Origin of the sequence: Kribbella qitaiheensis (genome assembly GCF_014217565.1) — a bacterium.
Taxonomy (GTDB): domain Bacteria; phylum Actinomycetota; class Actinomycetes; order Propionibacteriales; family Kribbellaceae; genus Kribbella; species Kribbella qitaiheensis_A.
This window is the reverse complement of the sequence record NZ_CP043661.1, coordinates 5,401,178-5,424,883: the sequence shown is the minus strand read 5'-3', so window position 1 is coordinate 5,424,883 and position 23,706 is coordinate 5,401,178. Positions and strand designations below refer to the sequence as shown.

26 protein-coding genes and 1 tRNA gene are annotated in these 23,706 nt (G+C 66.2%); 14 read left to right on the top strand and 13 right to left on the bottom strand.

Annotation, left to right across the window (positions count from 1 at the left end; all coding sequences use genetic code 11):
- Positions 1–33: 33 nt before the first annotated feature.
- The 4 genes from F1D05_RS25785 (at position 34) to mmsB (ending at position 4,842) form a co-directional block, all read left to right on the top strand.
- The gene (locus F1D05_RS25785) at positions 34–675 is read left to right on the top strand and encodes a TetR/AcrR family transcriptional regulator (protein WP_185443080.1); all 642 of its coding nucleotides are present in this window, start codon (positions 34–36) and stop codon (positions 673–675) included.
- 188 nt (positions 676–863) lie between these two features.
- Entirely contained in the window at positions 864–2,009 is a 1,146-nt protein-coding gene (chvE, locus tag F1D05_RS25780; protein WP_246485968.1) for a multiple monosaccharide ABC transporter substrate-binding protein, read from the top strand.
- 44 nt (positions 2,010–2,053) lie between these two features.
- On the top strand, positions 2,054–3,592 hold the full coding sequence (gene mmsA, locus F1D05_RS25775) for a multiple monosaccharide ABC transporter ATP-binding protein (RefSeq protein ID WP_185443078.1): 1,539 nt from the start codon (positions 2,054–2,056) through the stop codon (positions 3,590–3,592).
- The gene (gene mmsB, locus F1D05_RS25770) at positions 3,589–4,842 is read left to right on the top strand and encodes a multiple monosaccharide ABC transporter permease (protein WP_185443077.1); all 1,254 of its coding nucleotides are present in this window, start codon (positions 3,589–3,591) and stop codon (positions 4,840–4,842) included. Before mmsA ends, mmsB begins: the two co-directional genes overlap by 4 nt.
- A gap of 24 nt (positions 4,843–4,866) precedes the next feature.
- Here the strand turns inward: mmsB and F1D05_RS25765 are convergent, their stop codons facing one another.
- On the bottom strand, positions 4,867–5,592 hold the full coding sequence (locus tag F1D05_RS25765) for an SDR family NAD(P)-dependent oxidoreductase (RefSeq protein WP_185443076.1): 726 nt from the start codon (positions 5,590–5,592) through the stop codon (positions 4,867–4,869).
- 140 nt (positions 5,593–5,732) lie between these two features.
- Here F1D05_RS25765 and F1D05_RS25760 point away from each other — a divergent pair, with 140 nt between their 5' ends.
- Positions 5,733–6,716: a sigma-70 family RNA polymerase sigma factor gene (locus tag F1D05_RS25760; RefSeq protein WP_246485967.1), complete on the top strand. Its 984-nt coding sequence runs from the start codon at positions 5,733–5,735 to the stop codon at positions 6,714–6,716.
- Here the strand turns inward: F1D05_RS25760 and F1D05_RS25755 are convergent.
- Positions 6,713–7,321, bottom strand: coding sequence for a GNAT family N-acetyltransferase (locus F1D05_RS25755; protein ID WP_185443074.1), 609 nt, complete (start codon positions 7,319–7,321; stop codon positions 6,713–6,715). The genes F1D05_RS25760 and F1D05_RS25755 overlap by 4 nt on opposite strands.
- A gap of 41 nt (positions 7,322–7,362) precedes the next feature.
- On the opposite strand from F1D05_RS25755, the gene F1D05_RS25750 reads away from it, so the two are divergent.
- The 3 genes from F1D05_RS25750 to F1D05_RS25740 all read left to right on the top strand — a co-directional run bounded on the left by F1D05_RS25750 (position 7,363) and on the right by F1D05_RS25740 (position 9,302).
- On the top strand, positions 7,363–7,803 hold the full coding sequence (locus F1D05_RS25750) for a helix-turn-helix domain-containing protein (RefSeq protein ID WP_185443073.1): 441 nt from the start codon (positions 7,363–7,365) through the stop codon (positions 7,801–7,803).
- A gap of 9 nt (positions 7,804–7,812) precedes the next feature.
- Positions 7,813–8,274 carry a VOC family protein gene (locus tag F1D05_RS25745; protein ID WP_185443072.1) on the top strand — a complete coding sequence of 154 codons (462 nt, stop codon included), beginning with the start codon at positions 7,813–7,815 and terminating at the stop codon, positions 8,272–8,274.
- Positions 8,275–8,486: 212 nt separating this feature from the next.
- Positions 8,487–9,302 (top strand): NPP1 family protein, encoded by an 816-nt coding sequence (locus F1D05_RS25740; protein WP_185443071.1) that lies wholly within the window; start codon positions 8,487–8,489, stop codon positions 9,300–9,302.
- Positions 9,303–9,343: 41 nt separating this feature from the next.
- Here the strand turns inward: F1D05_RS25740 and F1D05_RS25735 are convergent, their stop codons facing one another.
- Complete coding sequence (locus F1D05_RS25735; RefSeq protein ID WP_185443070.1) at positions 9,344–9,619, bottom strand: aldehyde dehydrogenase family protein; 276 nt, start codon at positions 9,617–9,619, stop codon at positions 9,344–9,346.
- 76 nt (positions 9,620–9,695) lie between these two features.
- Between F1D05_RS25735 and F1D05_RS25730 the strand changes: the two genes are divergently transcribed.
- Positions 9,696–10,883 (top strand): MFS transporter, encoded by a 1,188-nt coding sequence (locus tag F1D05_RS25730; protein WP_185443069.1) that lies wholly within the window; start codon positions 9,696–9,698, stop codon positions 10,881–10,883.
- Here F1D05_RS25730 and F1D05_RS25725 read toward each other — a convergent pair.
- From F1D05_RS25725 to F1D05_RS25715, 3 genes are all read right to left on the bottom strand, one after another.
- A complete protein-coding gene (locus tag F1D05_RS25725; protein WP_185449861.1) occupies positions 10,855–11,520 on the bottom strand; it encodes an MFS transporter in 666 nt (221 codons plus the stop codon). The two genes, F1D05_RS25730 and F1D05_RS25725, sit on opposite strands and share 29 nt — an antisense overlap.
- Positions 11,486–12,684, bottom strand: a protein-coding gene (locus F1D05_RS25720) for an IS3 family transposase (protein WP_185443068.1) whose coding sequence is annotated in 2 segments (ribosomal slippage) — positions 11,486–12,420 and positions 12,420–12,684 — 1,200 coding nt in all. Because the reading frame shifts where the segments join, the coding sequence is not laid out codon by codon here. Before F1D05_RS25720 ends, F1D05_RS25725 begins: the two co-directional genes overlap by 35 nt.
- The gene (locus F1D05_RS25715; protein ID WP_246486902.1) at positions 12,653–13,396 is read right to left on the bottom strand and encodes an MFS transporter; all 744 of its coding nucleotides are present in this window, start codon (positions 13,394–13,396) and stop codon (positions 12,653–12,655) included. Before F1D05_RS25715 ends, F1D05_RS25720 begins: the two co-directional genes overlap by 32 nt.
- Before the next feature lie 160 nt (positions 13,397–13,556).
- Between F1D05_RS25715 and F1D05_RS25710 the strand changes: the two genes are divergently transcribed.
- Positions 13,557–13,629, top strand: a tRNA-Thr gene (locus F1D05_RS25710).
- Between the two features lie 252 nt (positions 13,630–13,881).
- On the opposite strand, the gene F1D05_RS25705 is transcribed toward F1D05_RS25710, so the two are convergent.
- Together F1D05_RS25705 and F1D05_RS25700 are read right to left on the bottom strand one after the other, a co-directional pair.
- Entirely contained in the window at positions 13,882–14,970 is a 1,089-nt protein-coding gene (locus F1D05_RS25705; RefSeq protein ID WP_185443067.1) for an MFS transporter, read from the bottom strand.
- A 409-nt stretch (positions 14,971–15,379) separates the two neighbouring features.
- Positions 15,380–15,610: a hypothetical protein gene (locus F1D05_RS25700; protein WP_185443066.1), complete on the bottom strand. Its 231-nt coding sequence runs from the start codon at positions 15,608–15,610 to the stop codon at positions 15,380–15,382.
- A gap of 110 nt (positions 15,611–15,720) precedes the next feature.
- Here F1D05_RS25700 and F1D05_RS25695 point away from each other — a divergent pair, with 110 nt between their 5' ends.
- Entirely contained in the window at positions 15,721–16,122 is a 402-nt protein-coding gene (locus tag F1D05_RS25695; protein WP_206685829.1) for a nuclear transport factor 2 family protein, read from the top strand.
- 341 nt (positions 16,123–16,463) lie between these two features.
- Positions 16,464–16,955 carry a sigma factor-like helix-turn-helix DNA-binding protein gene (locus F1D05_RS43145; protein WP_428994971.1) on the top strand — a complete coding sequence of 164 codons (492 nt, stop codon included), beginning with the start codon at positions 16,464–16,466 and terminating at the stop codon, positions 16,953–16,955.
- Here the strand turns inward: F1D05_RS43145 and F1D05_RS25685 are convergent.
- Positions 16,902–17,333, bottom strand: a complete 432-nt coding sequence (locus F1D05_RS25685; protein ID WP_206685828.1) for a MarR family winged helix-turn-helix transcriptional regulator — start codon at positions 17,331–17,333, stop codon at positions 16,902–16,904. The genes F1D05_RS43145 and F1D05_RS25685 overlap by 54 nt on opposite strands.
- A 95-nt stretch (positions 17,334–17,428) precedes the next feature.
- Here F1D05_RS25685 and F1D05_RS25680 point away from each other — a divergent pair, with 95 nt between their 5' ends.
- Positions 17,429–17,848 (top strand): GlcG/HbpS family heme-binding protein, encoded by a 420-nt coding sequence (locus F1D05_RS25680; protein WP_185443064.1) that lies wholly within the window; start codon positions 17,429–17,431, stop codon positions 17,846–17,848.
- A 158-nt stretch (positions 17,849–18,006) separates the two neighbouring features.
- Here the strand turns inward: F1D05_RS25680 and F1D05_RS25675 are convergent, their stop codons facing one another.
- The gene (locus tag F1D05_RS25675) at positions 18,007–18,171 is read right to left on the bottom strand and encodes a hypothetical protein (protein WP_185443063.1); all 165 of its coding nucleotides are present in this window, start codon (positions 18,169–18,171) and stop codon (positions 18,007–18,009) included.
- A 169-nt stretch (positions 18,172–18,340) separates the two neighbouring features.
- On the opposite strand from F1D05_RS25675, the gene F1D05_RS25670 reads away from it, so the two are divergent.
- A protein-coding gene (locus tag F1D05_RS25670; RefSeq protein WP_185448958.1) for an IS3 family transposase occupies positions 18,341–19,611 on the top strand; the annotation gives its coding sequence in 2 pieces (ribosomal slippage) (positions 18,341–18,686 and positions 18,686–19,611; 1,272 coding nt in all).
- Positions 19,612–20,915: 1,304 nt separating this feature from the next.
- Here the strand turns inward: F1D05_RS25670 and F1D05_RS25665 are convergent.
- The 3 genes from F1D05_RS25665 to F1D05_RS25655 form a co-directional block, all read right to left on the bottom strand.
- Entirely contained in the window at positions 20,916–21,059 is a 144-nt protein-coding gene (locus tag F1D05_RS25665) for a hypothetical protein (RefSeq protein ID WP_185443062.1), read from the bottom strand.
- 13 nt (positions 21,060–21,072) lie between these two features.
- Entirely contained in the window at positions 21,073–23,052 is a 1,980-nt protein-coding gene (locus F1D05_RS25660; RefSeq protein WP_185443061.1) for an APC family permease, read from the bottom strand.
- 316 nt (positions 23,053–23,368) lie between these two features.
- The gene (locus F1D05_RS25655) at positions 23,369–23,653 is read right to left on the bottom strand and encodes a hypothetical protein (RefSeq protein WP_185443060.1); all 285 of its coding nucleotides are present in this window, start codon (positions 23,651–23,653) and stop codon (positions 23,369–23,371) included.
- Positions 23,654–23,706 lie beyond the last annotated feature (53 nt).

Below are 23,706 nucleotides of genomic sequence, written 5' to 3'. Positions count from 1 at the left end.
TGTCAGTCACTGTCATCACGTAGGCTGTCGGTCATGGTGCGATGGGAGCCCGGAGCTCAGGACCGGCTACGACAGGCGGCGTTGGAGCTCTACCTGAAGCAGGGTTTCGAGCAGACCACCGTCGGGGAGATCGCCCGCAGCGTCGGGCTGACCGAACGCACGTACTTCCGCCACTTCGCCGACAAGCGGGAGGTGCTGTTCGACGGCCAGGACACGCTTCAGCAGGCCTTCGTGGACAGCGTGACCGCGGCTCCGCAGGACGCCTCGCCGGTCGAACTGGTCGCCGCGGCCCTCGCCGCGTCAGCCGAGTTCTTCCCGGCTGAACGCCGTCAGTGGTCCCGCCAGCGCCAAGAGGTCATCGTGGCGAACCCGCCACTCCAAGAGCGCGAGCTCCTGAAGATGGCAAGGCTGACCGCAGCGTTCACCAAGGCACTGCGTGCCCGCGGCGTGCCCGAGCCCCATGCCACTCTTGCCGCCGAGTCAGGCACCACGGTCTTCACGGTGGCCTTCTTGCAATGGATCGCCGACGGCGAGACACGCTCCCTGGCAGACGTGGAGACCGAGGTGCTCGCAGAACTAGGAACCTTCGCCGAACAGCTCAGCGGTCACGGGAGCGACCGGAAAGCTGCTCGACGCCGATCGCCCGCCGCACCGACAAGGAGGTCGCGCGAGTAGCCGCGATCACCCGCACCCACGTCCAGCAGTTCGCCACCACCCTCCGCTCCGAAGGCATCCGCTAGCCCCCTCCGCCGCCGTGCGCCAGGACTTGACACAGCGCAATGTTAGCGATCACATTGAGCGTCATCCGCCCCGGCGTCGTTCTGCCCAGGCCGGCGGCATCGTCCCTGAGGAGGACAACCATCGTGAGGATCAAGCTTGGCTTCATCGCACTGAGCGCCACCCTGGCGCTCGGCTTGGGAGCCTGCGGAGGAAGTGGTGCCGGCGGCGGCGACGCCACCACCACCAAGGAGGCCGCCCCCGCGGACCTGACCATCGGCGTGGCGATGCCGACCCAGACGTCGGAACGCTGGATCGCCGACGGCAAGGCGGTCAAGGAGAAGCTGGAGGGCAAGGGCTACAAGGTCGACCTGCAGTACGCCGGCGACGACATCCCGACCCAGTCCCAGCAGGTCGACCAGATGATCACCCGGGGCGCCGACGTGCTCATCATCGCCGCGATCGACGGCACCGCCCTGAGCAGCCAACTCCAGGCCGCCGCGGACGCGAAGATCCCGGTCATCGCCTACGACCGCCTCATCCGTGGCAGCAAGAACGTCGACTTCTACGACACCTTCGACAACTACGCGGTCGGTGTCGCCCAGGGGAAGGCGTTGCTGACCGGCCTCGGCCTGATGACCAAGGACGGCTCGAAGGGCACCGCGAAGGGCCCGTTCAACATCGAGCTCTTCGCCGGGTCGCTCGACGACAACAACGCGCGCTACTTCTTCAACGGTGCGATGGACACGCTCAAGCCGTACCTGGACGCCAAGCAACTGGTGGTGAAGTCGAAGCAGACCGCGATCGAGCAGACCGCCACGCTGCGGTGGGCCCAGGAGACGGCGCAGAAGCGGATGGAGGACCTGCTCACCAAGGCGTACAGCGACGGCACCAAGGTCAACGGCGTTCTCTCGCCGTACGACGGCATCTCCCGCGGCATCATCACCGCGGTCCAGAACGCCGGCTACGGAGCCAAGGGCATCGCGCGGCCGGTGGTGACCGGACAGGACGCGGAGATCGCGTCGGTGAAGCTGATCAACCAGGGCGTGCAGTCGTCGACGGTCTTCAAGGACACCCGGCTGCTGGCCGACCAGGCCGTGATCGCCGCCGAGGCCTTCCTGAAGCACACCACTCCGCAGGCCAACGACACCAAGACCTACGACAACGGCGTCAAGGTCGTCCCCTCGTACCTGCTGCCGGTGAAGACGGTCTACAAGGATGACATCAAGTCGCTGCTGATCGACTCCGGCTATTACACCGTGCAAGAGGTCGCTTCCGGCCAGGCCGGCTGATCCCGCCGTACGACGACCAGGACAACGACTAGGACGACGAACCCATGGACGATCAGATCCTGACGATGCGTTCCATCACCAAGACCTTCCCCGGGGTCAAGGCGCTGCAGGACGTCTCACTCGCGGTACGGCGTGGCGAGATCCACGCGATCTGCGGTGAGAACGGAGCGGGCAAGTCGACGCTGATGAAGGTGCTGTCGGGTGTGTATCCGGCCGGCAGCTACACCGGTGAGATCCTCTTCGACGCCACCCCGTGCCACTTCGCGGGCATCCGCGACAGCGAGCGCGTCGGGATCGTGATCATCCACCAGGAGCTTGCGCTCGTCCCGTACCTGTCGATCGCCGAGAACATCTTCCTCGGCAACGAACGGCGGGGGCGCGGCGGGCTGATCGACTGGAACCGGACGAATGCCGAGGCCGGCCAACTGCTGGCGTCCGTCGGCCTGCGGGAGAACCCGGTCACGCCCGTCGGGCAGCTCGGGGTCGGGAAGCAGCAGCTGGTCGAGATCGCGAAGGCGTTGTCGAAGGATGTCCGGCTGCTGATCCTGGACGAGCCGACCGCGGCTCTGAACGACACCGACTCCGAGCACCTGCTCGAGCTGCTCCGCCGGCTCAAGGAGCGCGGGATCACCTCGATCATCATCTCGCACAAGCTCAACGAGATCACCAGCGTCGCCGACTCGACGACCGTCATCCGGGACGGCCGGACGGTGGAGACGCTGGACATGCGCGCGGACGGGGTGACCCAGGAACGGATCATCCGCGGCATGGTCGGCCGCGACCTCGACAGCCGCTTCCCCGAGCGGACGTCGTCGCCGGGCGAGGAGGTGCTGCGCATCGAGGACTGGACGGTCTGGCATCCGACCCAGGACCGCAAAGCGGTGGACAGCGCCTCCCTGTCCGTCCGGGCCGGTGAGGTGGTCGGCATCGCCGGGCTGATGGGCGCCGGCCGGACGGAGCTCGCGATGAGCGTCTTCGGCCGCTCGTACGGCCGCAACATCTCCGGCCGGATCTTCAAGCGGGGCAAGGAGATCCGGGCCCGGACCGTGTCGGAGGCGATCGCCAACGGCCTCGCCTACGCCACCGAGGACCGCAAGAAGTACGGGCTGAATCTGATCGAGGACATCCGCCGCAACGTCTCCGCGGCCGGTCTCCGCAAGCTCTCCCGCTACGGCTGGGTGAATGCCGAGGAGGAGACCAAGGTCGCCGAGGAGAGCCGGCGAAGCCTGAACATCAAGGCGCCCGCCGTCACCTCGGTCGTGGGCAAACTGTCCGGCGGCAACCAGCAGAAGGTCGTGCTGTCGAAGTGGATCTTCGCCGACCCGGACATCCTCATCCTCGACGAACCGACCCGCGGCATCGACGTCGGCGCGAAGTACGAGATCTACACGATCATCAACCGGCTGGTGGCGAACGGCAAAGCCGTCATCGTCATCTCGTCCGAGCTGCCGGAGCTACTCGGTCTCTGTGACCGCATCTACGCACTGTCGGGCGGCCGGATCACCGGCGAACTGGCCGGCCGGCTGGCCACCCAGGAGAACCTGATGGAGCTCATGACCAAGGAGAGGGAACTCGACCGATGACCAGCAGCGTAACCCGGCCCCCGGGACAGGCCGCCGACAAGCCGCCGAGTACACCTCCCGACGCGTTGCACACCGGCACCAGTGACGTCCGGGAGCTGCTCGCCCGCAACCTCCGCCAGAGTGGCATCTATGTGGCGTTCGTGGCCATCATCGCTCTGTTCGGCATCCTGACCGACGGGGTGTCGCTGAGCCCTGGCAACATCACCAACGTCCTGCTCCAGTACTCCTACATCCTGGTCCTCGCGATCGGGATGGTGATCGTGATCGTCAGCGGTCACATCGACTTGTCGGTCGGGTCGGTCGTGGCGCTCACGGGCGCGACGTCCGCCGTACTGGTCATTCAGCAGGGCCTGCCCTGGACGGTCGGTGTGCTGGCCGCGATCGGCGTCGGGCTCGTCGTCGGCGTGTGGCAGGGCTTCTGGGTCGCGTACGTCGGGATCCCGGCCTTCATCGTGACGCTCGCGGGCATGCTGCTCTTCCGCGGTCTGACGTTGCAGGTCCTGGACAACATCTCGCTGTCGCCCTTCCCGCCCGAGTACCAGCGGATGGCGAACGGCTTCCTCAACGGGCTGCTCGGCGGCTACGGCTACGACACGTTCACCCTCGTCATCGCCGCCCTCGCGGTGGCCGGCTATGCGGTCAGCGGGTTCCGGACGAGGCTCGCCCGGATCCGCTACCAGCAGCCGGTCGAGTCGTTCCCGCTGTTCGTCGCGCGGGTGGTCGGCGTGGGTGCCGTGGTGATGGCGTTCGGCTGGCAGCTCGCCCACGCGCGCGGGCTCCCGATCGTGCTGATCGTGCTGGCCGTCCTCATCCTCGTGTACGGCGTGATGATGAACCGGAGCGTCTTCGGGCGCCAGGTGTACGCGATCGGAGGTAACCTCCCGGCCGCGGAACTGTCCGGTGTCAGCGTCAAGAAGGTCACCTTCTGGATCTTCGTCAACATGGGCATGCTGTCCGGGGTCGCGGGAGTGATCTACTCGTCGCGCTCGAACGGTGCCCAGCCGGCCGCCGGCAACATGTTCGAGCTCGACGCGATCGCTGCCGCCTTCATCGGTGGGGCCGCGGTCACGGGCGGTGTCGGCACTGTCGTCGGCGCGATGGTCGGCGGACTGATCATGGCCGTCATGAGCAACGGCATGCAGTTGATGGGTGTCGACCAGTCCATCCAGGCCGTGGTCAAGGGCCTGGTCCTCCTGCTGGCCGTCGCCTTCGACGTCTACAACAAGCGCCGCGCGGGCGCCGCACGCTGACAGCTCACGGGTGCGTTTCCTCGCTCATGAGGTGGCCGGGACTGCTTGGACGAAGGCTGCCATCTGGCGTTCGAGCAGCTTGGACGTGCTGTTGGGCCAGCCCTCTGCCATGGCCGCCGAGAGCGGGTCGGGGAAGATCTCCTCGTCCCCCTTGTCCACCCCGTCGAAGATGGCTCGCGCGACGGCCTCCGGTGCGGCCTTCGGGATGTCGCCCTGCGGGCCCATGTCGGTGTCGACCGGGCCGGGTAGGGCGGCGTACACGGACACGCCCTGCCCGGCCAGGGCCACCCGCAGCGATTGGGTAAGGGAGAACGCGGCGGCCTTAGAGATCCCGTACGTCGGGTCGAACGGCACCGGAGCAAGGGCTGCCAGCGACAGCACGTTGACGATGGCTCCCCGCGAACGGGTCAGCAGCGGCAGGAACGCCTGGGTGGTGTCGTAGCTGCCGAAGAGGTTGACGGCGAGGTGCTGCTCCAAGGCGGCCCGGTCGCCGAGTTCGGCGTACAGGCCCACTCCGGCGTTGTTGACGAGGATGTCGAGCGACTCGACCGCCTCGGCCGCCGCCCGAATCTGCTCCGCATCCGTCACGTCCAGGGTCAGCGGTGTGACGCGCTGATCGGGATGGACCAGCGGTCGCCGCGTACCGGCGTACACCCGTTTCGCGCCTCTCCTCAAAGCTTCCTCGACCAATGCCCGTCCGATACCGCGGTTGGCGCCGGTGACCAGAACTGTGCTGCCTGCGATTGTCATTCGTACTCCTGCAGAGTGATTGCGACCTGTCGAAGAGGTAGACCGCGCGACCGCCGGAAACTGGGCGCGGACCGGCCGCCCAGTTCTTGGTCCGGCCGGTGTCGATACTGGAGAGGGACCGGCGACGTGAAGGTGGAGTGGTGACGACCGACCTGATGACCAAGGCGCGGAGTGGGGACGGCAGCGCGTTCCGGGAGCTGACCGAGCCGTACCGGCGCGAGCTCCAGGTGCACTGCTACCGGATGCTCGGCTCCTTCCAGGACGCCGAGGATGCGCTCCAGGACGCCCTGCTGGCCGCTTGGCAAGGCCTCGAAGGTTTCGAGGGGCGCGCCTCGATCCGCACTTGGCTGTACCGGATCGCCACCAATCGATGCCTCAACGCGCTCCGCTCGACCAAGCGACGCCAGGCCAAAGAGTGGGACGCGCCGGCCCTGCAGCCACCTGAGCCGTCGCGGCTCGGTGAAATCGTCTGGCTCGAGCCCTATCCCGACGTCCTCCTGGACGGCGCACACGACCCAGAGGCACGTTACGAGCAGCGGGAAGCCATCTCGCTGGCCTTCGTGACCGCACTGCAGGTGCTACCTGCTCGTCAGCGGGCCGTGCTCATCCTGCGCGAGGTGCTCGGGTACCGCGCGAGCGAGGTTGCGGACATGCTCGACTCGTCCGTCGAGTCGGTGAACAGTGCACTCAAACGGGCTCGCACCGGCCTGCAGCGCGACCTGCCGCCGAAAGACTCCGCTCCCGCTCCCGACTCACCTGCCGAGCAGGCGCTCGTGGAGAAGTTCGTCCGCGCGTACCAGGCCAGCGATGTCGAGGCACTGGTCGCGTTGCTCACTGAGGACGTCCGCGTCTCGATGCCACCTGTCCCCCTCGAGTACCACGGACGCGAAGCCGTTGCGGGCTTCTACGCCGCCGTCATCCGACCGGATCGCCGGTACGACCTGGTGGCGACACGGGCAAACGGTCAGCCTGCCTTCGGCACTTACCTCCGTACTCCGGCCGACGGGATCCGCCACGGGACAGGACTCCTCGTCCTCACCCTGTTTGGTGACCAGGTGAGCGCCGTCACCCGTTTCGACAACAGCGCCCTGCCCTGGTTCGGGCTGCCCCGATCGCTCCCTTAAGTCCGGTCAGCCCACACCTTGCGGGTGATTTCGTACTCGACCTCACCCTGGTCGGATCCGGGGAGGGGGTCGTCCCAGGTGGGGAAGTAGGTGCGCACGTACTGCAGACCGACGGCTTCCATCACGCCTCGCGAGCCGGCGTTCACGGCCATCGTCTGCGCGATCACCCGGTCCTGTCCGACCGTCTCGAAGGCGTGCCGCAGCAACACGCGAGAGGCCTCGCTGGCCAACCCTTGACGCCAACTCTTGGTGACGAGCCGGTAGCCCAGCTCGGCGACCGTGGGGTCGTCCGGCTGGTCCGGACCGTGGGCCGGCGGCAACATCATCAGGCCGATGAACTCGCCTTCGTCCTCCGTCGCCGGCCTTGTCGACCCGCGCTGGCCGCCATCGGTTCCGAACGCCATCCAGTAGCCGAGCCCGTCCACCTTGGCCGAAGTAGCCATCCGGCGCTGATGCGATTCGGTCACCTCGTCCCTCGACCGCGCCCGGCCGACCAGATACCGCAGTACCTCGGGGTCGGAGTCGAGCTCGACCTCGAGCTCGAAATGCGAGTCCGCCAACGGAACCAGCAGCAGACGCTCGGTCAACAGAATCGGTTGCGGCATGACCCCACCGTTTCACGAGCTCCGGGTCCTATGCTCGACAAATGAGGCTCAGTGGGACCGAGGATGCCAACCGGCGCCTGCTCCGCGCCCGGGACGCGATCGATCGGCAGTTCCCCGAGCCGCTGGCAATTGCGGCGCTCGCCGGGATCGCTTTGATGTCACCGGCGCACTTCATCCGGCAGTTCAGGGCCACCTTCGGTGAGCCGCCGCACCGCTACCTCCAGCGCCGGCGCGTCGAGCGGGCGATGGCGCTGCTGCGCAACACCACGCAGAGCATCACCGAGGTCGGCTTCGCAGTGGGGTTCACCAGCCCCGGGACGTTCAGCCGGACGTTCAAGGCGGTGGTCGGGCAGTCCCCATCGACGTATCGCAGGTCCAGCCGACCGCTCCAGGCGCCGGACTGCGTCGTACGGGCCTGGACGCGGCCGACGGCTGCCGGATCGAGCAGTTTCGGAGAAGCGACTCTGCCGGCCCGCGTCTAGCGTTGTTCCATGTTCAACACCATCGCCATCACCGCGGTCCCTGTCCTCGACCAGGACGAAGCGCTCGACTTCTACGTGGGCAAGCTCGGCTTCGAGGTCACCAACGACGTCGACATGGGCTTCATGCGCTGGCTGACCATCGCGCTGCCCAGCGACCCCGAGCGACACCTCCTGCTCGAGGTGCCCGGCCCGCCCGCGCTCAGCGAGGAGGTCAGCAGGCAGGTACGTGAGCTGCTGACCAAGGGCGCGCTCGGCCTGGCCTGCGTCCTCTCCACCGACGACTGCCGCAAGACCTTCGACACCCTCTCCGGCAAGGGTGTGGAGTTCACCCAGGAGCCGACCGAGCAGCCCTATGGAATCGACTGCGCCCTCCGCGACCCCTTCGGCAACCAGGTCCGGATCACCCAGCCCGCCAAGGGCCCCGTCGAGATCACCGAAGCTGACAAGGCCCGCTGGAGCAGCGGCAGCTGACACCGGCCCGGTTCGACCGAACCCGACCACTCACCAGCCGCCGCCCGGGCGACCCCCTATCCTCCGCCTTCCCTGACCTCGACCGACTGCCGCCTGTGCGACACGTAGTAGGTGAGCAGTTGTTCACTGTCTCTGTCATCGTCGAGAGCGTTGGATGCCGCCCCGCACCCGACGGCGTGCGTCGTCGCGTGCTCCTCTCGAAAGAGTGCTGAATGAAAATTCTGTCGCCGATCGAGTCCAGTCAACCCCCCAAGAAGAGGCGTGGCCGCCGGGTGCTCGGTGTTGCCCTCGGCACCGCCGCGCTGATGGTCACCAGCGCGGCGGCCGCGTTCGCCGCACCGCCGCCGCATCTCCCGCAGAACGCCGGCAGCTGGGAGCAGTCCTTCTCGCCGGCCTACGACTACGACGGCGACGGGTGCTACGCCACCCCTGCCATCGGGCCGGACGGCACGCTCAATCCCGGGCTGAACACGACCGGAGCCGTCAACGGCAGTTGCCGGGACCAGTCCGACCTCGACAACTCACAGACCTATGCCCGCTCGAAGTGCAACAACGGCTGGTGCGCGGTCATCTACGCCAGCTACTTCGAGAAGGACCAGGCCGTGGCCGGCAGCGGTCTCGGCGGTCACCGGCACGACTTCGAGCACGTCATCTCGTGGATCAACCAGTCGGCCAACGAGGTCCGGTACGTGACCACGACGCAGCACTCCAGCCAGGTCACCTACCCCCGGTCGCAGGTGCGTTTCGACGGTTCGCATCCGAAGGTCGTCTACCACAAGGACGGCCTGAGCACGCACTTCTTCCGGCTGGCCAACACCAACGACGAGCCGCCCGAGAACCACTACCACAACTGGCGCTACCCGCCGCTGGTCGACTGGAACGGCTGGCCGACCACCTCGTTGCGCGACCTCCTGATGAACGCCGACTTCGGTTCGGCGACGATCAAGATCACCGACAAGGACGACCGGTTCAGGAACCTCCTGAACGCCTCCAAGCCGGCCGGCATCCCGTTCGACCCCTGGTCCTGACCAGCTGATCGCGGGCTCCCTGTCTGTCAGGGGGCCCGCTTTCAGTTGCGAGGGGCCCGCTTCAGTGAGAACACCGCCGAGCCAAGCCCGTAGCGGCCGCCGTTCGCTTTGGCGATCGCCTCGTCGAGATCGGCGACCTTCGTGATGGTGAGCGTCGGGCCGAACGTCTCCTCTCGTACCGCTTCGCTGTCCTCCGGTACGCCGACCAGCACGACCGGTTCGACGTACGGCGCTCGCACGGACCCGACTCCGCCGGCGACGGCCCTCCCGCCCCATCCCGGCCGGCACGGGTCGCGGGCCGAGGACCTTCGCGGCATGCGACGCGACCCGAGCCGGAGCTACTGGCGCTGATCGAGGGCTGCATCTAAGGTCCTCGCAAAGGGGAGGGCTTCGATGAAGAGTCAGGTCGTGGCGGTTCGCAGCCGGTGGTTGGCGATCGTGGCGTACGCGCTGGTCGGCGCGGCCACGCAGCTGGTCTGGCTCAACTTCGCCGGCGTCACCACGGTCGCGTCCGAGCGGTACGGCGTGTCCGAGAGCGCGATCGGCTGGCTCGCACAGGTCTTCCCGCTGCTGTACGTCGTACTGTCGATCCCTGCCGGCCTGATCCTCGACCGTTGGTTCCGGAGCGGGCTACTGGTCGGCGCAGTGCTCACCGCCATCGGTGCGGCGGTCCGGCTCATCGGTGACGACTACAGCTGGCTGCTCGTCGGACAGTTGCTCGCCTCTGTGGCCCAGCCGCTCGTGCTCAACGCTGTCACCGGGATCACCGGCCGCTACCTGGCTGAGAAGGACCGCCCTACTGGGATAGCGGTCGGCACCGCCAGCATCTTCGCCGGGATGGTGCTGGCCTTCGTGATGGCCGCAGTACTGTCCGATGCGGACCAGTTGCCTACCATGCTGTGGCTGTCGGCCGGCTTCAGCGTCCTGGCGGCCGCAGTACTGGTTGTAGCGCTGCGAAAGCCCGGGCAGCACAAGGTGGAGCGGCGAGGCCCAGTACGTGGCGCACTGAAGGTTGCTTGGGGCGACCCGCTGATCCGGCGAGTGGCCCTCCTGGCGATCTTCCCCTTCGGGGTGTTCGTTGCCATGACCACCTTTGCGCAGGCGCTCTTGGAGCCCGCCGGAGTCAGCGCGGAGACAGCCAGCACGATCCTTCTAGTCAACGTGGTCGCCGGCGTCATCGGCAGCGCCATCGTGCCGGTCCTGGTAGTCCGCCACCGAGCAGAGTCATCCCTGCTGGTGATCAGCCTCGCAGTAACAGCAGTGGCCTGTACCGCCCTCGCCCTCTTCCCGTCGGCCGCCATGGGCTTCATAGCGATCACCGTGATCGGCTTCCTGCTGCTGCCTGCTCTACCGATCGTGCTCGAGCTAGTGGAGCGTCGTACAGGCGAAGCCGAAGGCACCGGCGCAGGCCTGATCTGGATGGCCGGGAACCTAGGCGGCCTAGTAGTAGCCGTAGCAGTCGGCCTCCTGGTCGACCACCCCCTGGTGGCGTTCCTAGTGATGGCGGTGGTGGCCCTAATCGCAGTACCAGGGGCCCGTGCCCTACGGAGGCCTATCGCCGAGCTAGCGCCACCCCAGTAGCCCCAGCGGCTAATAGCCCGCCCGCACCTGCAGCAATGAAGGTGACGCGAGCATCAGTGTGCTGCAGCAGCAGACCCCCAAAGACATAAGAGATCCCCGCAGCGAGTCCAATCGCGCCGTACAAGTTCCCAAACACCCGACCAAGCATGGACGCCGGCACCACGCGCTGCAGATGAGTGTTGATCGCCACGTCAAGCGCCGCGATCCCCAACCCTCGAATGGTCTGCAACGCAAGCGCAGCCCACACCGCCCAAGCCAACCCAGTCAGCAGATTCCCCGCACTCGTAACAGCAAACCCAACCACCAACAGCGGCAGCATCCTGACCATCCCCGCAACCCTGGTCAGCAGCGCATACCCAACCACCAGCCCGATCCCAACCCCGGCATACAAAACAGCCGCCCCCGAGTCCCCCGCACCCAACTCGTCCTTGGCCAAAAACACCATCGCCACATCATCAACCCCACTGAACGCCACCACCGCAAAAAACCCCAGCCCGATGACGCGGACGATCTTGGTACTCCAGATATAACCAATCCCCGCCCGCGCGTCTTTGAAGAACTGAGGTGCCGCGCGTTTCCCGGACAGCTTTTTCACGGTTAATTCACGCTGCGAGCTGCTTTTCCAGGTACTCGTCATGGGCTTGTTGTGGGGTTCGATAGCCAAGCCCTGAGTGGCGACGTTTGGTATTGTAACGCAATTCGATGTAGCGGGCAACGTCGCGGCGTGCATGTTCGCGGGTGGGATATTCAGTGCGATAGATACGCTCGTTCTTGAGAGTTCCGAAGAACGATTCAGCCATGGCGTTGTCGTAACAGATGCCGGTCCGGCCGACCGATTGGCGAAGATTGTTCTTCTTCAAGGTGGCGGCGAACTGGGCGGACGTGTAATTACTGCCACGGTCGGAATGAAAGATAGCGCCGTCAGCGAGTTCATGGTTCCGGACAGCCATTTCGATGGCGGCCTCGATCAGTGGGGTCTTGTAGTTATCGTCCATCGCCCACCCGACCACCGCCTTGGTGTGGCAATCGATCACGGTCGCCAGATAGAGCCAGCCCTCCCAGGTCGAGATGTAGGTGATGTCGCCGACCATCTTGAGACCTGGAGCTTCCGCGGTGAAGTCGCGCTCGACCAGGTCCGGGATCGCGCCGGCCAGGCCATCTCGCTCGGTCAGACCGTGCCGCCACGGCCGCGGCTGACACGGCTCCAGGCCCAGCTCCCGCATCAGGACCCGCACCAGTTCGAGCCCGCACGGCACGCCCCAATCCACCAGATCGGCATGCACCCGCCGGTACCCGTAGGTGTCGTCGGACTCCTCGAACGACTTGCTGATGATCAGCTTGAGATCGGCTCGGCGCTTCGCCGTCACCGAGACCGGCCGGTTCCGCCACTCGTTGAAACTGGACCGGCCCACCCCGAACCATCGGCACATCTGAACAATCGATGGCGCATCAGCGTCCTTGTAAGCCTTATTATCCGCATATTCCGCGTCGATGAACTCGAACCTTTCGCTCATCGATGATCCTTGGCGAAGTACGCTGCGGCTTTTTTCAAGAACGTGAGCTCCATCTGCAACTCCCGCGTCTCACGCTCAAGCTCACGCAGCCTGGCCCGCTCATTCACAGTGAGCGGCGGCTCCTCGCCGGCATGATCACGCCGATACGCAGCTACCCAATTACTCAAAGTCCCCGGATTGATACCGAGCTCTTTCGCTACCTGAGCTACTGGCCGCGAAGTCTCGATCACCGACTTCACAGCTTCCTCCCGATACTCAGGAGTGAAATTCCTCTTCGAACGCGGCAAAATCTTTCCTTTCCAGACAACCCAATCTTAGTTTGGGCACTGTCCGGAAGGTTCGTAGCACCTCAAACGAGTTTTTCACCTCGCCCGGCGCCGGCGGCAACGACGGCAACCGACTCAACAACCCCGCCGACACCAGGAAGCTAGCCGCATCAATAAATAAAATCCCCCGCACATCCAGCACGAGAAACAACCCGGCGGCGATCACCGGCCCAACGGCCTCGAGCCCGTGCGTCCCCGCCCCAAGCGCCGAGTTGGCAGTCTCCAAATCCCTGTCCGCCACCAACGCCGGCACCGCACTCCGCGAACTGGCCTGAAAAACCTGCGCCACCAAACTCCTGACAGCCACGAGGACAAGCAGCACCGGCAAGGGAGGCAAGGTCGCCGCCATCGCCACCACCAACCCAGCCTGGGCGAGATCGCACCCAACCATCACCTTCCGCAGGTCGATCCGATCCCCGATCACCCCCGCAAACGCCCCGAACAACCCCGGCGTGAAGTCCCCCGCCAACAACAGCAACGCCACCGCCAACGCCGCCCCAGTCTCAGCCTCGACATACAACAACAAGGCCACAAGACTCAGCGAGTCCCCCAAGAACGACACAGACCGAGCCACCCACAACCCTCGAAACCCACCATTCCCCCGCAACACAGCGAACGCCCCCCGACGCGCATCACCTCCCCCCACCCCACTCACCTCCCCGCCCCCTCCCATCCCCAACTCGCCCACACCCACCAACCCCCGTCACTTCCCGACGGGTGTTCCAGGACAAGTCTCCAGCCCGCCCGCAACCTTCCTGTCCCACCCCCACGCCCCACCCATTTCCCTCCCCACCCATCGGCATCCTCTACGATGGTCCGGCACTCCCACACCCGCCGACGTGGCGCAACTGGCAGCGCACCGCTCTTGTAAAGCGGTGGTTAGGGGTTCGAGTCCCCTCGTCGGCTCTCTGACCTCTATATATTCCCCACAGAGCATGAATTTGTGAGCCTCTACTCACTCCTTTGCCGCTCAGGAGCGAGTCTTCCGTCAGATCGCAGGGCCTTCCGGCGGCCACCGCGCGCGACTTCCGCCGGATGTTCGTCACCGAAGCCGTGAACGCAGGCCTTCCCATCCACATTGCGACGACGTCGCCGAGTGCGTAGCCGGCGGCCTTGGAGCCCGACCAGGCGTATCCGGTCTGGAGACGTGATTTGGGTTCAGGCGGGTTCGGCGTCGGGACAGGATGGTGAGGGTGCCGGGAGCGGACGGAGGAAGCCGGCCGCAGTGGCGGCGAGGACCAGGGCGATTGCGGCTGCGAGCAGGATGGCCCGCCCGCCCGCGCCACCGGCGAATCCGGCGAGGACTCCTGCCGCGGCGGCCGTCGGAACCCGCAGGCTGGAGCTGAGGATCAGTACCTGTGCGCGCGCCTCGGCCGGGGCGTCCCGGACGCAAGCAGCGAGGGTGGCTGCGATGAACTGCCCGTTCGCGAGGCCGAGAATTATGAAGGATACCTGCGCCAGCAGGTACGACGGTGCGCCAGCGGCTCCGGCGACGGCGAGGGCCATCACCGCCAAGCAGCCGCCGGCCGCGCGATCGGGCCTGGCCTTGAAGGGCCGGACAGCGATCAGCAGGCTCCCTACGAGGCTGCCGAGGCCATCCAAAGCGAAGAGGACACCGCCTTGCGCCGGGCCGCGACCGAACTCCAGACTCAACAGCGGAGCCGCGACCCGCAGGGTTCCCATGCCCAGTCCGGCCACGCCGGCGGCGGCGACCGCACGGATGAGCATTCGGGTCCGGCTCACCAGACGCACCACCTCGCCCGCCCGTAGGACTGGCGCGTCGGTCCGTGACCCGGTGACTGCGGGAAGCGCGAGGACGAGAACTCCGGCCATCACTGCGGTGCCGGCGAAGATCAGCATGGCGGTCCGGGTACCGACGGTCAGCGCTAGTGCTGCTGCCGTCGCCGGCCCTGCGGCGGTGGCGATCCCCCAGGTGGCGCTGTCCAAGGCAAGCGCTCGGGTGGCCTCCTTGGGTAGCCGGCTGGTCAGCCCGCCGCCAAGGAAAGGTCCGGCGCATCCCGCCAACAGCGCTACCAGGACCGGGAACACGCTCGGCGTCGATCCGAGCATGAAAGTCACCCCGGCGATGGAAACGCCGTAACCGATGAAAACGCCAGCCAGCAGCGGGCGGGTATCGCGGAACTTCGCCAGCATCCGTGCGATCCAGGGTCCGGCCAGGTGAGGCGCGATCAGGGCGGCGACCAGCAAGCCGGCGATCGTCGCGGGCTGAGCGGTACCCGGCAGCACCTCGAAGGCAGCAAAGTGAGCCCAACCACGGCGCCGTCGTTGGCCACCCGCATCGCGTTGGCCGCGACTAGACAGCGCCCAACTCACTACGTCGAGTACTCGGCATTTCCATCCAATTCCCCAATGATCAAAGCCGAAATGACCTCCACCGTGGCCGCCGATCACAGCGAGACGTACTCGCGGAGCTTGCCGCGTGTGCGCTCCACCTGGTCGCCGACGCGCGTTCGCCGGCCGGGAAGCTGAGCGTCGATCTCGGCGTTCGTCAGCGGAACGATCAGCGGTACGTCGGCGTACCCGCGTGTCTCCAGTCAAACGCCTCTTGGAGACGAGGCATCCAGGACAGAGTTTCGCGACTCTCCCCACGCCAGAGTGCGGTCGATGCGTTGTCGATGTCCGAAGTCCTCTGCAGCTACTCGCCGCCGAACCCGCGGCCCCAGATTGCTCGCCGTACGTTTCCGCACCGATGCTTTCGCGGGTCCGTTTCCTGGGTGTCGGTGGGTGGTGTGGCGGTCCCATCGGCGACCATTCGGTCCAGCACCTTCTGAACGTCCGCCGGGGTAACTCCGGCCAAGATCGCCAGCTCGTCGGCTGGATAGGGGCCGGGGTTGTGCCGTTCGACGACGTCTCCGATCGCCGTCATGACCTCCAGGTCGTGGCCTTGCGCGGCGAGGGGTTCCAGTTCGCCGATTACCTGGGATGTAATGGTCGAAAACTCCGCCGGGCGCGAGGCTGTGCGGCATGAGCACTCGGGTGGTCGTCGACGAATTCCTCAACCGCATCGCTACCGGGGCGGGTCCGGAGGAAGTGGCCGCGCTGTATGCGGAGAAGGTCGATTGGCGGGTCAACTGGCCTCGACCCGAACATGCCGACGTCCCCTGGATCCGTCCCCGGTCGACCCGAGCCGACGTTGCAGATCACCACCGGACCCTGGCCGCGGCCTGCGTGCCTGGTGAAGGTTCTGCCGGCATCAGCCGAATTCTGATCGATGGTGATGACGCCGTCGTGATCGGCGAAACAGCCCAGACAGTTCGAGCGACCGGCAAGCGGTTCAGCACTTCGTTCGCCCTGCAGTTGACGGTGCTGGACGGGCTGATTACCCGGCATCACGTCTATGAAGACAGCCTCGCCGTCGCCGAGGCCTGCGCCTCCTGAGCCCGGTGCGCCGAGTCCATTCCGCAGGCCTGCGTGGTTCGCCCGCTCTGGCGCGAACAAGGGTGGCTCGGGCAGGCGGAGACCGGATGGAGCCCGCTGACTCAGGTGATCCCGGTGAGTCCTGGACGACGTATGCGTTCCGTTCGTGGATCAGTGCGTCGGCGGCGCTTCCAGCGGGTGCCGGGCGGTCGGCATGCGGGTCGGGCCGGAAGGTAGCGAGGTTCTTGGTGAGCAGGCCTTCGGTGCGTCCACGGGATACGTGCACCACGAAGTGAGGGTCACGGCGCCGGGCCGGCGTACAGGAGATCACTCTGTACGCCGGGTTCACGGCTCGCGCGGGGGTGTTCGTACTGCGCGACGTCTTCGGGCTGGAGTACGACGAGATCGCGGCGGCCGTCGGTAGGAACGCGGCCGCGGTCCGCCAGATCGCGCACCGGGCGCGGGCGCACGTGGCAGTGCGTCGGCCGCGCCAGGTCGTTTCACCGGCCGAGACGAGGGATGCGCTCGGGGCGTTCCAACGCGCGGTCGTGGGCTACCACCGGGCTGCCCGGACGCGGCGGACTGAACGTCTGGCAGGTCTACGAACACCTGGATCCGCGCCAGCACCGACCGCCTGGCACGAAGCCGTCGCGCACGTCGAAGTACTGATGGCTGAGGTCCGCACCGATCGCTACGTCGCCCGCCAACTCCTGGCCTGGCTCACCACCGGCTGTTCGGCAGATCACCACGTCCCACAGACCATGATCGTCGACGACCAAGATCCACCTTCGCAACAGAACCTAGTCGAGGACGCGGGTGAGCAGCATGGTCAGTTGGTGGCGCTCGGTTCCTGACAAGGCGTTCAACAGGTCGTCTTGAACCTCGGAGAGCGTCGTGTCCAGCACTTCTAGCCGTCGCTGCCCCGAGGGGGTCAGGATGATCAAGTTGCGGCGTCGGTCGCTGGGGTCCGGGGTACGCGCAACGTGACTTTGCGCCGTCAGCTCATTGAGCATCGTGTGCATGTCGCTCTGGTCGATTCCGCACCGTTGGCCGATCCGCACTTGGCTGTCGGGCCCGAACTCGTCCAGCGCGGCAAGGATCGCGAAGTGGTAGGCGCGCCCACTGGCAGCGGCCATCGCTTCTCCGATGAGCCGATGGGCCCGCGCCGAAGCCTTGCTGACCAGCCAGCTCGGTTTGCCGCGCAGGCGGGTGGGCGAATCTTCCATCTCCATCCACGAAGTCTAGCAAGTCTCTTGGTCGTACCAATGAGTTCGGTTTTCGTGGGTCGAGCCAAGGTTGGTCGATCCAAGGAAATTGGGGTAGGAAAATGTCACTCAATTTGGGTGAAGCTCAAGCCGTCAGTGTTCGGATGCGCGAACACGCCGCCGCGCTCGGGGCGCGGGTCACGGTCGCGATCGTCGACAGCGGAGGGCACCTCCAGGTGCTCGATCGCATGGACGGTGCGCCGCCGCTTTCGGCGCGCATTGCCCCTGCGAAAGCATCCAGCGTTGCGTTGTTCCATCGCGACGGCAGCGAGTTGATGGGCCTCCAGCAGGCCTGGCCTGCCCTGTTCGCGCAGATGGATCACCTGGCTGGGACACCCATCATGGCGGGCGCAGGCTCCCGACTGATCCGACGCGGCGATGCCGTTGTCGGCGCAATCGCAGTCAGCGGAGGCATGCCGGAGCAGGACGACGAGTGCGCCGATGTCGGGCTTGGTTCCCTCACACCCACTGCGACGTCCTAGCTGACTTCGCTTCGAGTTCACGGTGATCCCGAACGGACGACGGCGGGAGTCGGCCGCAACGACACTGATCGCGCGGATCCTCGACATCACGCTGTAGAAGACGCCGCGGATTCGCATCACCCACATGTTCGTGACGACGAACGGGTCACGATGCTCGGTCAGGAACGTCCAGAACGCGTGCCGAACACGACCAGCACGATCGCCAGCACCGCGGAGGCCGCGTTAATGAGGTTCTTCCACATCAGGACGCCGAGCAGCACCGCGACGGCTCCGTTGACGCCGCTGCGATCCAGCCGCATGGCCGGCCGGATCGAAATCAGCAATCGTCCGCCGCGCTTCGGGTTGCCGGCTGCCCATCGGCCTGAGCATTTCGCCGGAGTTCAGAATGGGTTCCTACCTCAAGTGCGGGCTGTGACCGGGATAGGGCCCTGACCCTGGTTCTTGGACACGCTGAATCCAGCCATGTGCTGGGGAAGCGAGATGATCAGGACCATGGCCCGCAAGAACTACTCCGAGGAGTTCCGTCGGCAGGCCGTTGACTTGTACGAGTCCACTCCGGGAGCGACGCTGCGCGGGATCGCAGCCGATCTCGGGGTCGAGCGGGCGACCCTGGCACGCTGGGTCGACCTGTACGGGACGGACAAGAAGACGACCGCCGACGGCAGCACCATCAGCAGTTCGTCCAGGCCCCGTCGGCGTGAGACGCCGACCGGTGCTGGACCGGAGTCGCCGGAGGCGAGGATCGCCCGGCTCGAGGCCGAGAACGCGCAGTTGCGGGCGGAGCAGGCCAAGCTCACCACCGAACGGGAGATCCTGCGCCAGGCGGCCAAGTATTTCGCCGGGGAGACGAACTGGTGAACCGCTTCCAGTTCGTCGCCGACCACTCCACCACCTCCTGCCTCGGCTGGGGCGTGAAGCGGCTGTGCATGCTCGTCGACATCGAGCGTTCGTCGTACTACGCGTGGCTGAAGGCCGCCCCTGCCCGCGCCGAGCGGGCCGAGGCCGACGCAGCGTTGGCGGTACGGATCCGGGCCGTCCACGACGACGACAAGACCCAGGGTGCTCCGCGGATCACCGCCGAACTCAACGACGGCGCAGACGCCGGTGAGCGGGTGAACCACAAGCGGGTCGCCCGGGTGATGCGCGAGCACGGCATCGCCGGCTACCGGCGCCGCCGCAAGGTCCGCACCACAATCCCCGAGCCAGCCGATCAGAAGGTGCCCGACCTGCTGAAGCGGGACTTCACCGCCGACGCCCCGAACCAGCGCTACGTCGGCGACATCACCTACCTACCACTTGCCGACGGCAACAACCTGTACCTGGCAACGGTCATCGACTGCTACTCCCGCCGGCTGGCCGGCTGGGCTGTCGCCGACCACATGCGCACTGAACTGGTCGAAGACGCCCTCAAAGCCGCCGAACTCACCCGAGGCAGCCTGGCCGGATCCGTGTTCCACAGCGACCACGGATCGGTCTACACGTCGAAGGACTACGCCAACCTCTGCAACGCCCTCGGCGTGACCCAGTCCATGGGTGCGGTCGGCACGAGCGCCGACAACGCACTCGCCGAGTCGTTCAACGCGACCCTCAAAAGAGAGGTCCTCCAAGACCACAACTCCTGGCCCGACGAGGCCACCTGCCGCCGCGAAGTGTTCCGATGGGTCACCCGCTACAACACCCGCAGGCGACACTCCTGGTGCCGCTACCACTCCCCGAACACCTACGAAACCCTCTACCCCGCTACGCTCCCATCAGCGGCATAATCCACCACCCGTGTCCACGAACCGGGGGTAAGGCCCATACTTGCCCTGGGCATCGGTACGCAGCAACCACGCTCGCGCCGAACCTCGCAACAGATCAGCCATCCACACCGTATGAGGAAGTGGCGGAACGCCTTCTGGCTACAACTCTGCTCGTATTCGGACCCAGCGCAACGGATGCCTTAACTGTCCTGCCGCGGCGCGGCATCGGCGGCGACTTCTCCCACGATCAGCGGTTCGACCTTCGTCAGCGGCTTCTTGGAATCCCGGCCGGCTGATCGGCCCGATCACGCCCCCGACCACGATGTCTTCGGTCGCCTGTGTTTCACCTTCAGCCATCCGCGCGTCCCACCCGTGTAGCGTGGACTCGCGCCCTTTCCCGACCAGGCCTCGATGCCCATCGCGGCCGGCCATCGGTCCCACCGATGACCAGCTCGCCGTCCAGCACTACGCCGGCGGGCAACTCCGGAAAGCCGCAGCAGCGACATCGGGGAACCGATCAGTGAGATCTTTGCGCTGCCGCGACCAGATCCGGGCGGCTCCGTCGGACCCCACTATTACCGCCCGGCTGGTTGATTGAACTGTTCAGGCGTCGTACTGGGCCGGCCGGGCGGACCTGGAGAGCACTTCTGGCGTGCAGAGGACTCGTCGAGGATGATGAGCCCGTGCAGACCAGACTTTCTGACCCGCCCAGGTGGCTGTTGGCAGTCTGGATCGGCCTAGTTGGCGGTGTGGGAATCGGGTTCTACTTCAAGACTGAGGAGGCGAGCTGGTCAGCATCCGGAATCATCGCCGGCATGGCCACAATTCCGTTTGCCTTGGCGGCTTGGTGGCTGGAGCCCAGCTGGCGACGTAAACGTGAAGAGCTTGAAGGTGGCCTTCCAGCTGACAAACTGAAGGTCGCTCGTCGCGCTTCCCTGCGTGGGCCAGTACCGAACGATCCTGAGGTCCGGGCGGCGGCTCTCCGGATAGCCTCCGCTGGTCTGGCCAGGTCCCGCTGGCAACCTGGTCCCAGACTCACAACTGCACTCGGCGGCGTGATGGCGATCGGGTCCGTGGGAGAGGCTGTGTCCGGTTCGCTCTGGGCCTTGCCCTACCTGCTCACGACCAGCGTGATGCTGTATTCAGGTTGGTACCTTCCCAGGCAACTTCGTCGACGCATCGAACTCCTGTCTGCAGCAGTGGTGGAGACCCCAACCGAATGAGTTCACGGCCTGCGGGAACTGCGCATGAATCAGCTCGACGCGATTTCGTCCTGGATCTCCGCGGTACGCCGTTGCGGACAGCGGGCGCACCGCGGTGATGGGTCAGGGGAGTTGGCTGCCGGCGTAGATGCCGATGGTCAGGCCGCCTGCGATCAGGACGCCACCGAGAACGAGTTTGTAGCGGATAGCGCAGATCATCCCGGCGATCGTGAGGGTGAGGGCGAAGGTCCAGAGCACCATGGCCATGGGTCAGCTGCCGTCAGCCGACGTGGATGCCGGGCCGCTGGGCGGGGTCGGATTCGTGCTGGCGGATGATCTCGCGGACGACGGGAGCGGTGTCACCGCGGCCGAGAAGGAGGTAGCGCAGCAGATGGGTGAGCGGGTTACCTTCGGACCATTCGAAGTGGCAGTGCGGCCGGACGCCGGTGGTGTCGTGCAGGGTCAGCAGGATCGCCGCGATCGCGTTGGGTGCTGCCGGGCTCTGGGCGCGCAGGATCCGGTAGCCGTCGACGTCGATGCCCTCGATGCGCAGGACGTCGCTGAACGTGGACGGGTCGATCACGTCGATCTCGAGGAACATGACGTCGGCGTTGCCGGGGACGGGATCCATCGCCCGGACTTCGGCTTCTTTGGCCGAGTACTCCGAGGCGTCGCCGGCCTGGCGGCGGTTGGCGATCAGGTTGAGCGCGCCGTCGTTGGCGACCGAGTCGGTGATGAATCGGCGGGCGGTGTCGTCGAACTCGATCCGGTCCGCGCGCAGTTCGGTGGTGCGCGCGACCCGGGAGACCAAGGAAACGACGATGATGCCGGCGATGAACAGGCCGGAGATGGCGATCCCGTCGGGTTTCTCGATGATGTTCTCGACCAGCGCGTAGAGGAGAACGAGGGACAGGACCGTGAAGGCGATCGTCTGGCGGCGTTGCCGGCGGCGCCCTGCGGAGATGGTGACCGCGACCGCGCCGGACACCATCATGGCCAAGATGCCCGTCGCGTAGGCACCCGCCTGGGCGTTGACATCGGCGCCGAAGGCGATGGTGATCACGATACTGATCGCCGTGTAGACGATCACGACCGGACGCACCGCGCGGCCCCATTCCGGCGCCATCCCGTAGGTCGGCAGGTAGCGCGGGACGATGTTGATCAACCCGGCCATGGCCGAGGCGCCGGCGAACCAAAGAATGAGCATGCTGCTGATGTCGTAGGCGGTGCCGAACACCTCACCGAGGTGCTCATGGGCCAGATAGGCCATGGCGCGTCCGCTGGCCGCCCCGCCGGCCTCGAACTCGTCCGCGGGGATCAGTACGGTCGTGATGAAGCTGGTGGCCAGCAGATAGACACTCATGATCAGCGCGGCCACGGTCAGCAGCTTCTTGGTGTTGCGGATCCGGGCGGCCAGTCGCTCTTCGGCGTCCTCGCCATCGGCCGCGACCAGCGGCATCATGCTGACGCCGGTCTCGAAGCCCGACATGCCGAGCACCAGCAACGGGAACGCCACGATCGCAGGGCCTACGATGCCGCCGATACCGCCGTTTCCAGCGGTCAACGCATCGACCCAGCTGGACACTGCGCCGGGGACCGTGACGACGTCGTAGACGCCGACCGCGACCACGGCCGCGTTGAGAACCAGGAAGATCGCCACCAGCGGGATCGCGACCCCCACCGCTTCGTTGAAACCGAGCAGGAACACCCCGCCCAGGATCAGCAGCAGCACCACCGTGACGGCCACCTCCTGCCCATGCAGGAAACCTGGCGCATACGGGTTTTCCAGTAGGTGCACGGTCGCGTCGGCAGACGACAGCGTGATGGTGATAATCCACGACGTCGCCACGAATCCGAGCAGCACCAGTACGAATAGCTTTCCCCGCCAAAATGGCAGCAGGTTCTCCAGCATGGCGATCGAGCCCTGCCCGTGCGGGCTCTCCTTGGCCACCCGCCGGTACATCGGCAACATCCCCAGCAGCGTCAACGCCACGATCAGCAGCGTCGCCAGCGGCGACAACGCACCGGCGGCCAAAGCAGCGATACCGGGTAGGTAGGACAGGGTCGAGAAGTAGTCGACGCCGGTCAGGCACATCACCTTCCACCACGCCTGCGGCGGCGCATGACCTTCATCGGACTCCGGCCCGACCGGCTGCACCCGATGCCGCAAGAGCCACCCGCCCACCCCGCCAGACTGGGCCGACGGTTTACCCGGCCCCTCGACAGTGGCAGGAACGATCAACTCATCGGAGGTAGTCACGCCCCATAGAATGCACGACCCGCCGGGTCGGTTCCCACAGCCCCTATGGCGTCCGTCGCGTGGAAGAGGAGCCGGCCCCTGTATGCCGCGATCGCCACTGGCCAATCTGCTTTCCGCCGCGCGGGACAGCCATCAGCTACCTGACCTTCGCACCGACCCACCTCACCGGCGCCGGCTGGCTCATCCCGGCCCCCGTCGCCGCAGCCGCGGCCTCTCTCGTCGCGCTCACCACCCGAAAGCGCTAACGAGCCGCTGTGCCGTGTCGGCAGTCATGGACAGGCGATGGACTGCTGGAGGCGAATCTGCGGCGTGGCTCTCATTCGTCCCTGGCCGTGCGGCCGTCGAGCAGCCGATCGAGCTCGTCGCCGGCTTCGTCGTATCCGGCGTCCATAATCCGCTGCAGCTCCCGCAGGTCACCTGCAGCGACCGCGCGCCGGGTCAGCAACTGCCCCGCATGCAGGCAACCTTCGTCCAGCAGCTCGCTCAACTCGTCGAGGTCTTGGCGTTCGTCGGCGAGGTCGGCCAGCCGGTCCAACGCCTTCTCGTTGCCGTCGTCGGCCAGTGCTCGCAGGGTCTCTCGATCAGCGCTGAATTTTGTCATTCCCCTATGGTCCACCCAACGTACGAGTCGCTGAGTCGGTCATCATGAGCGCG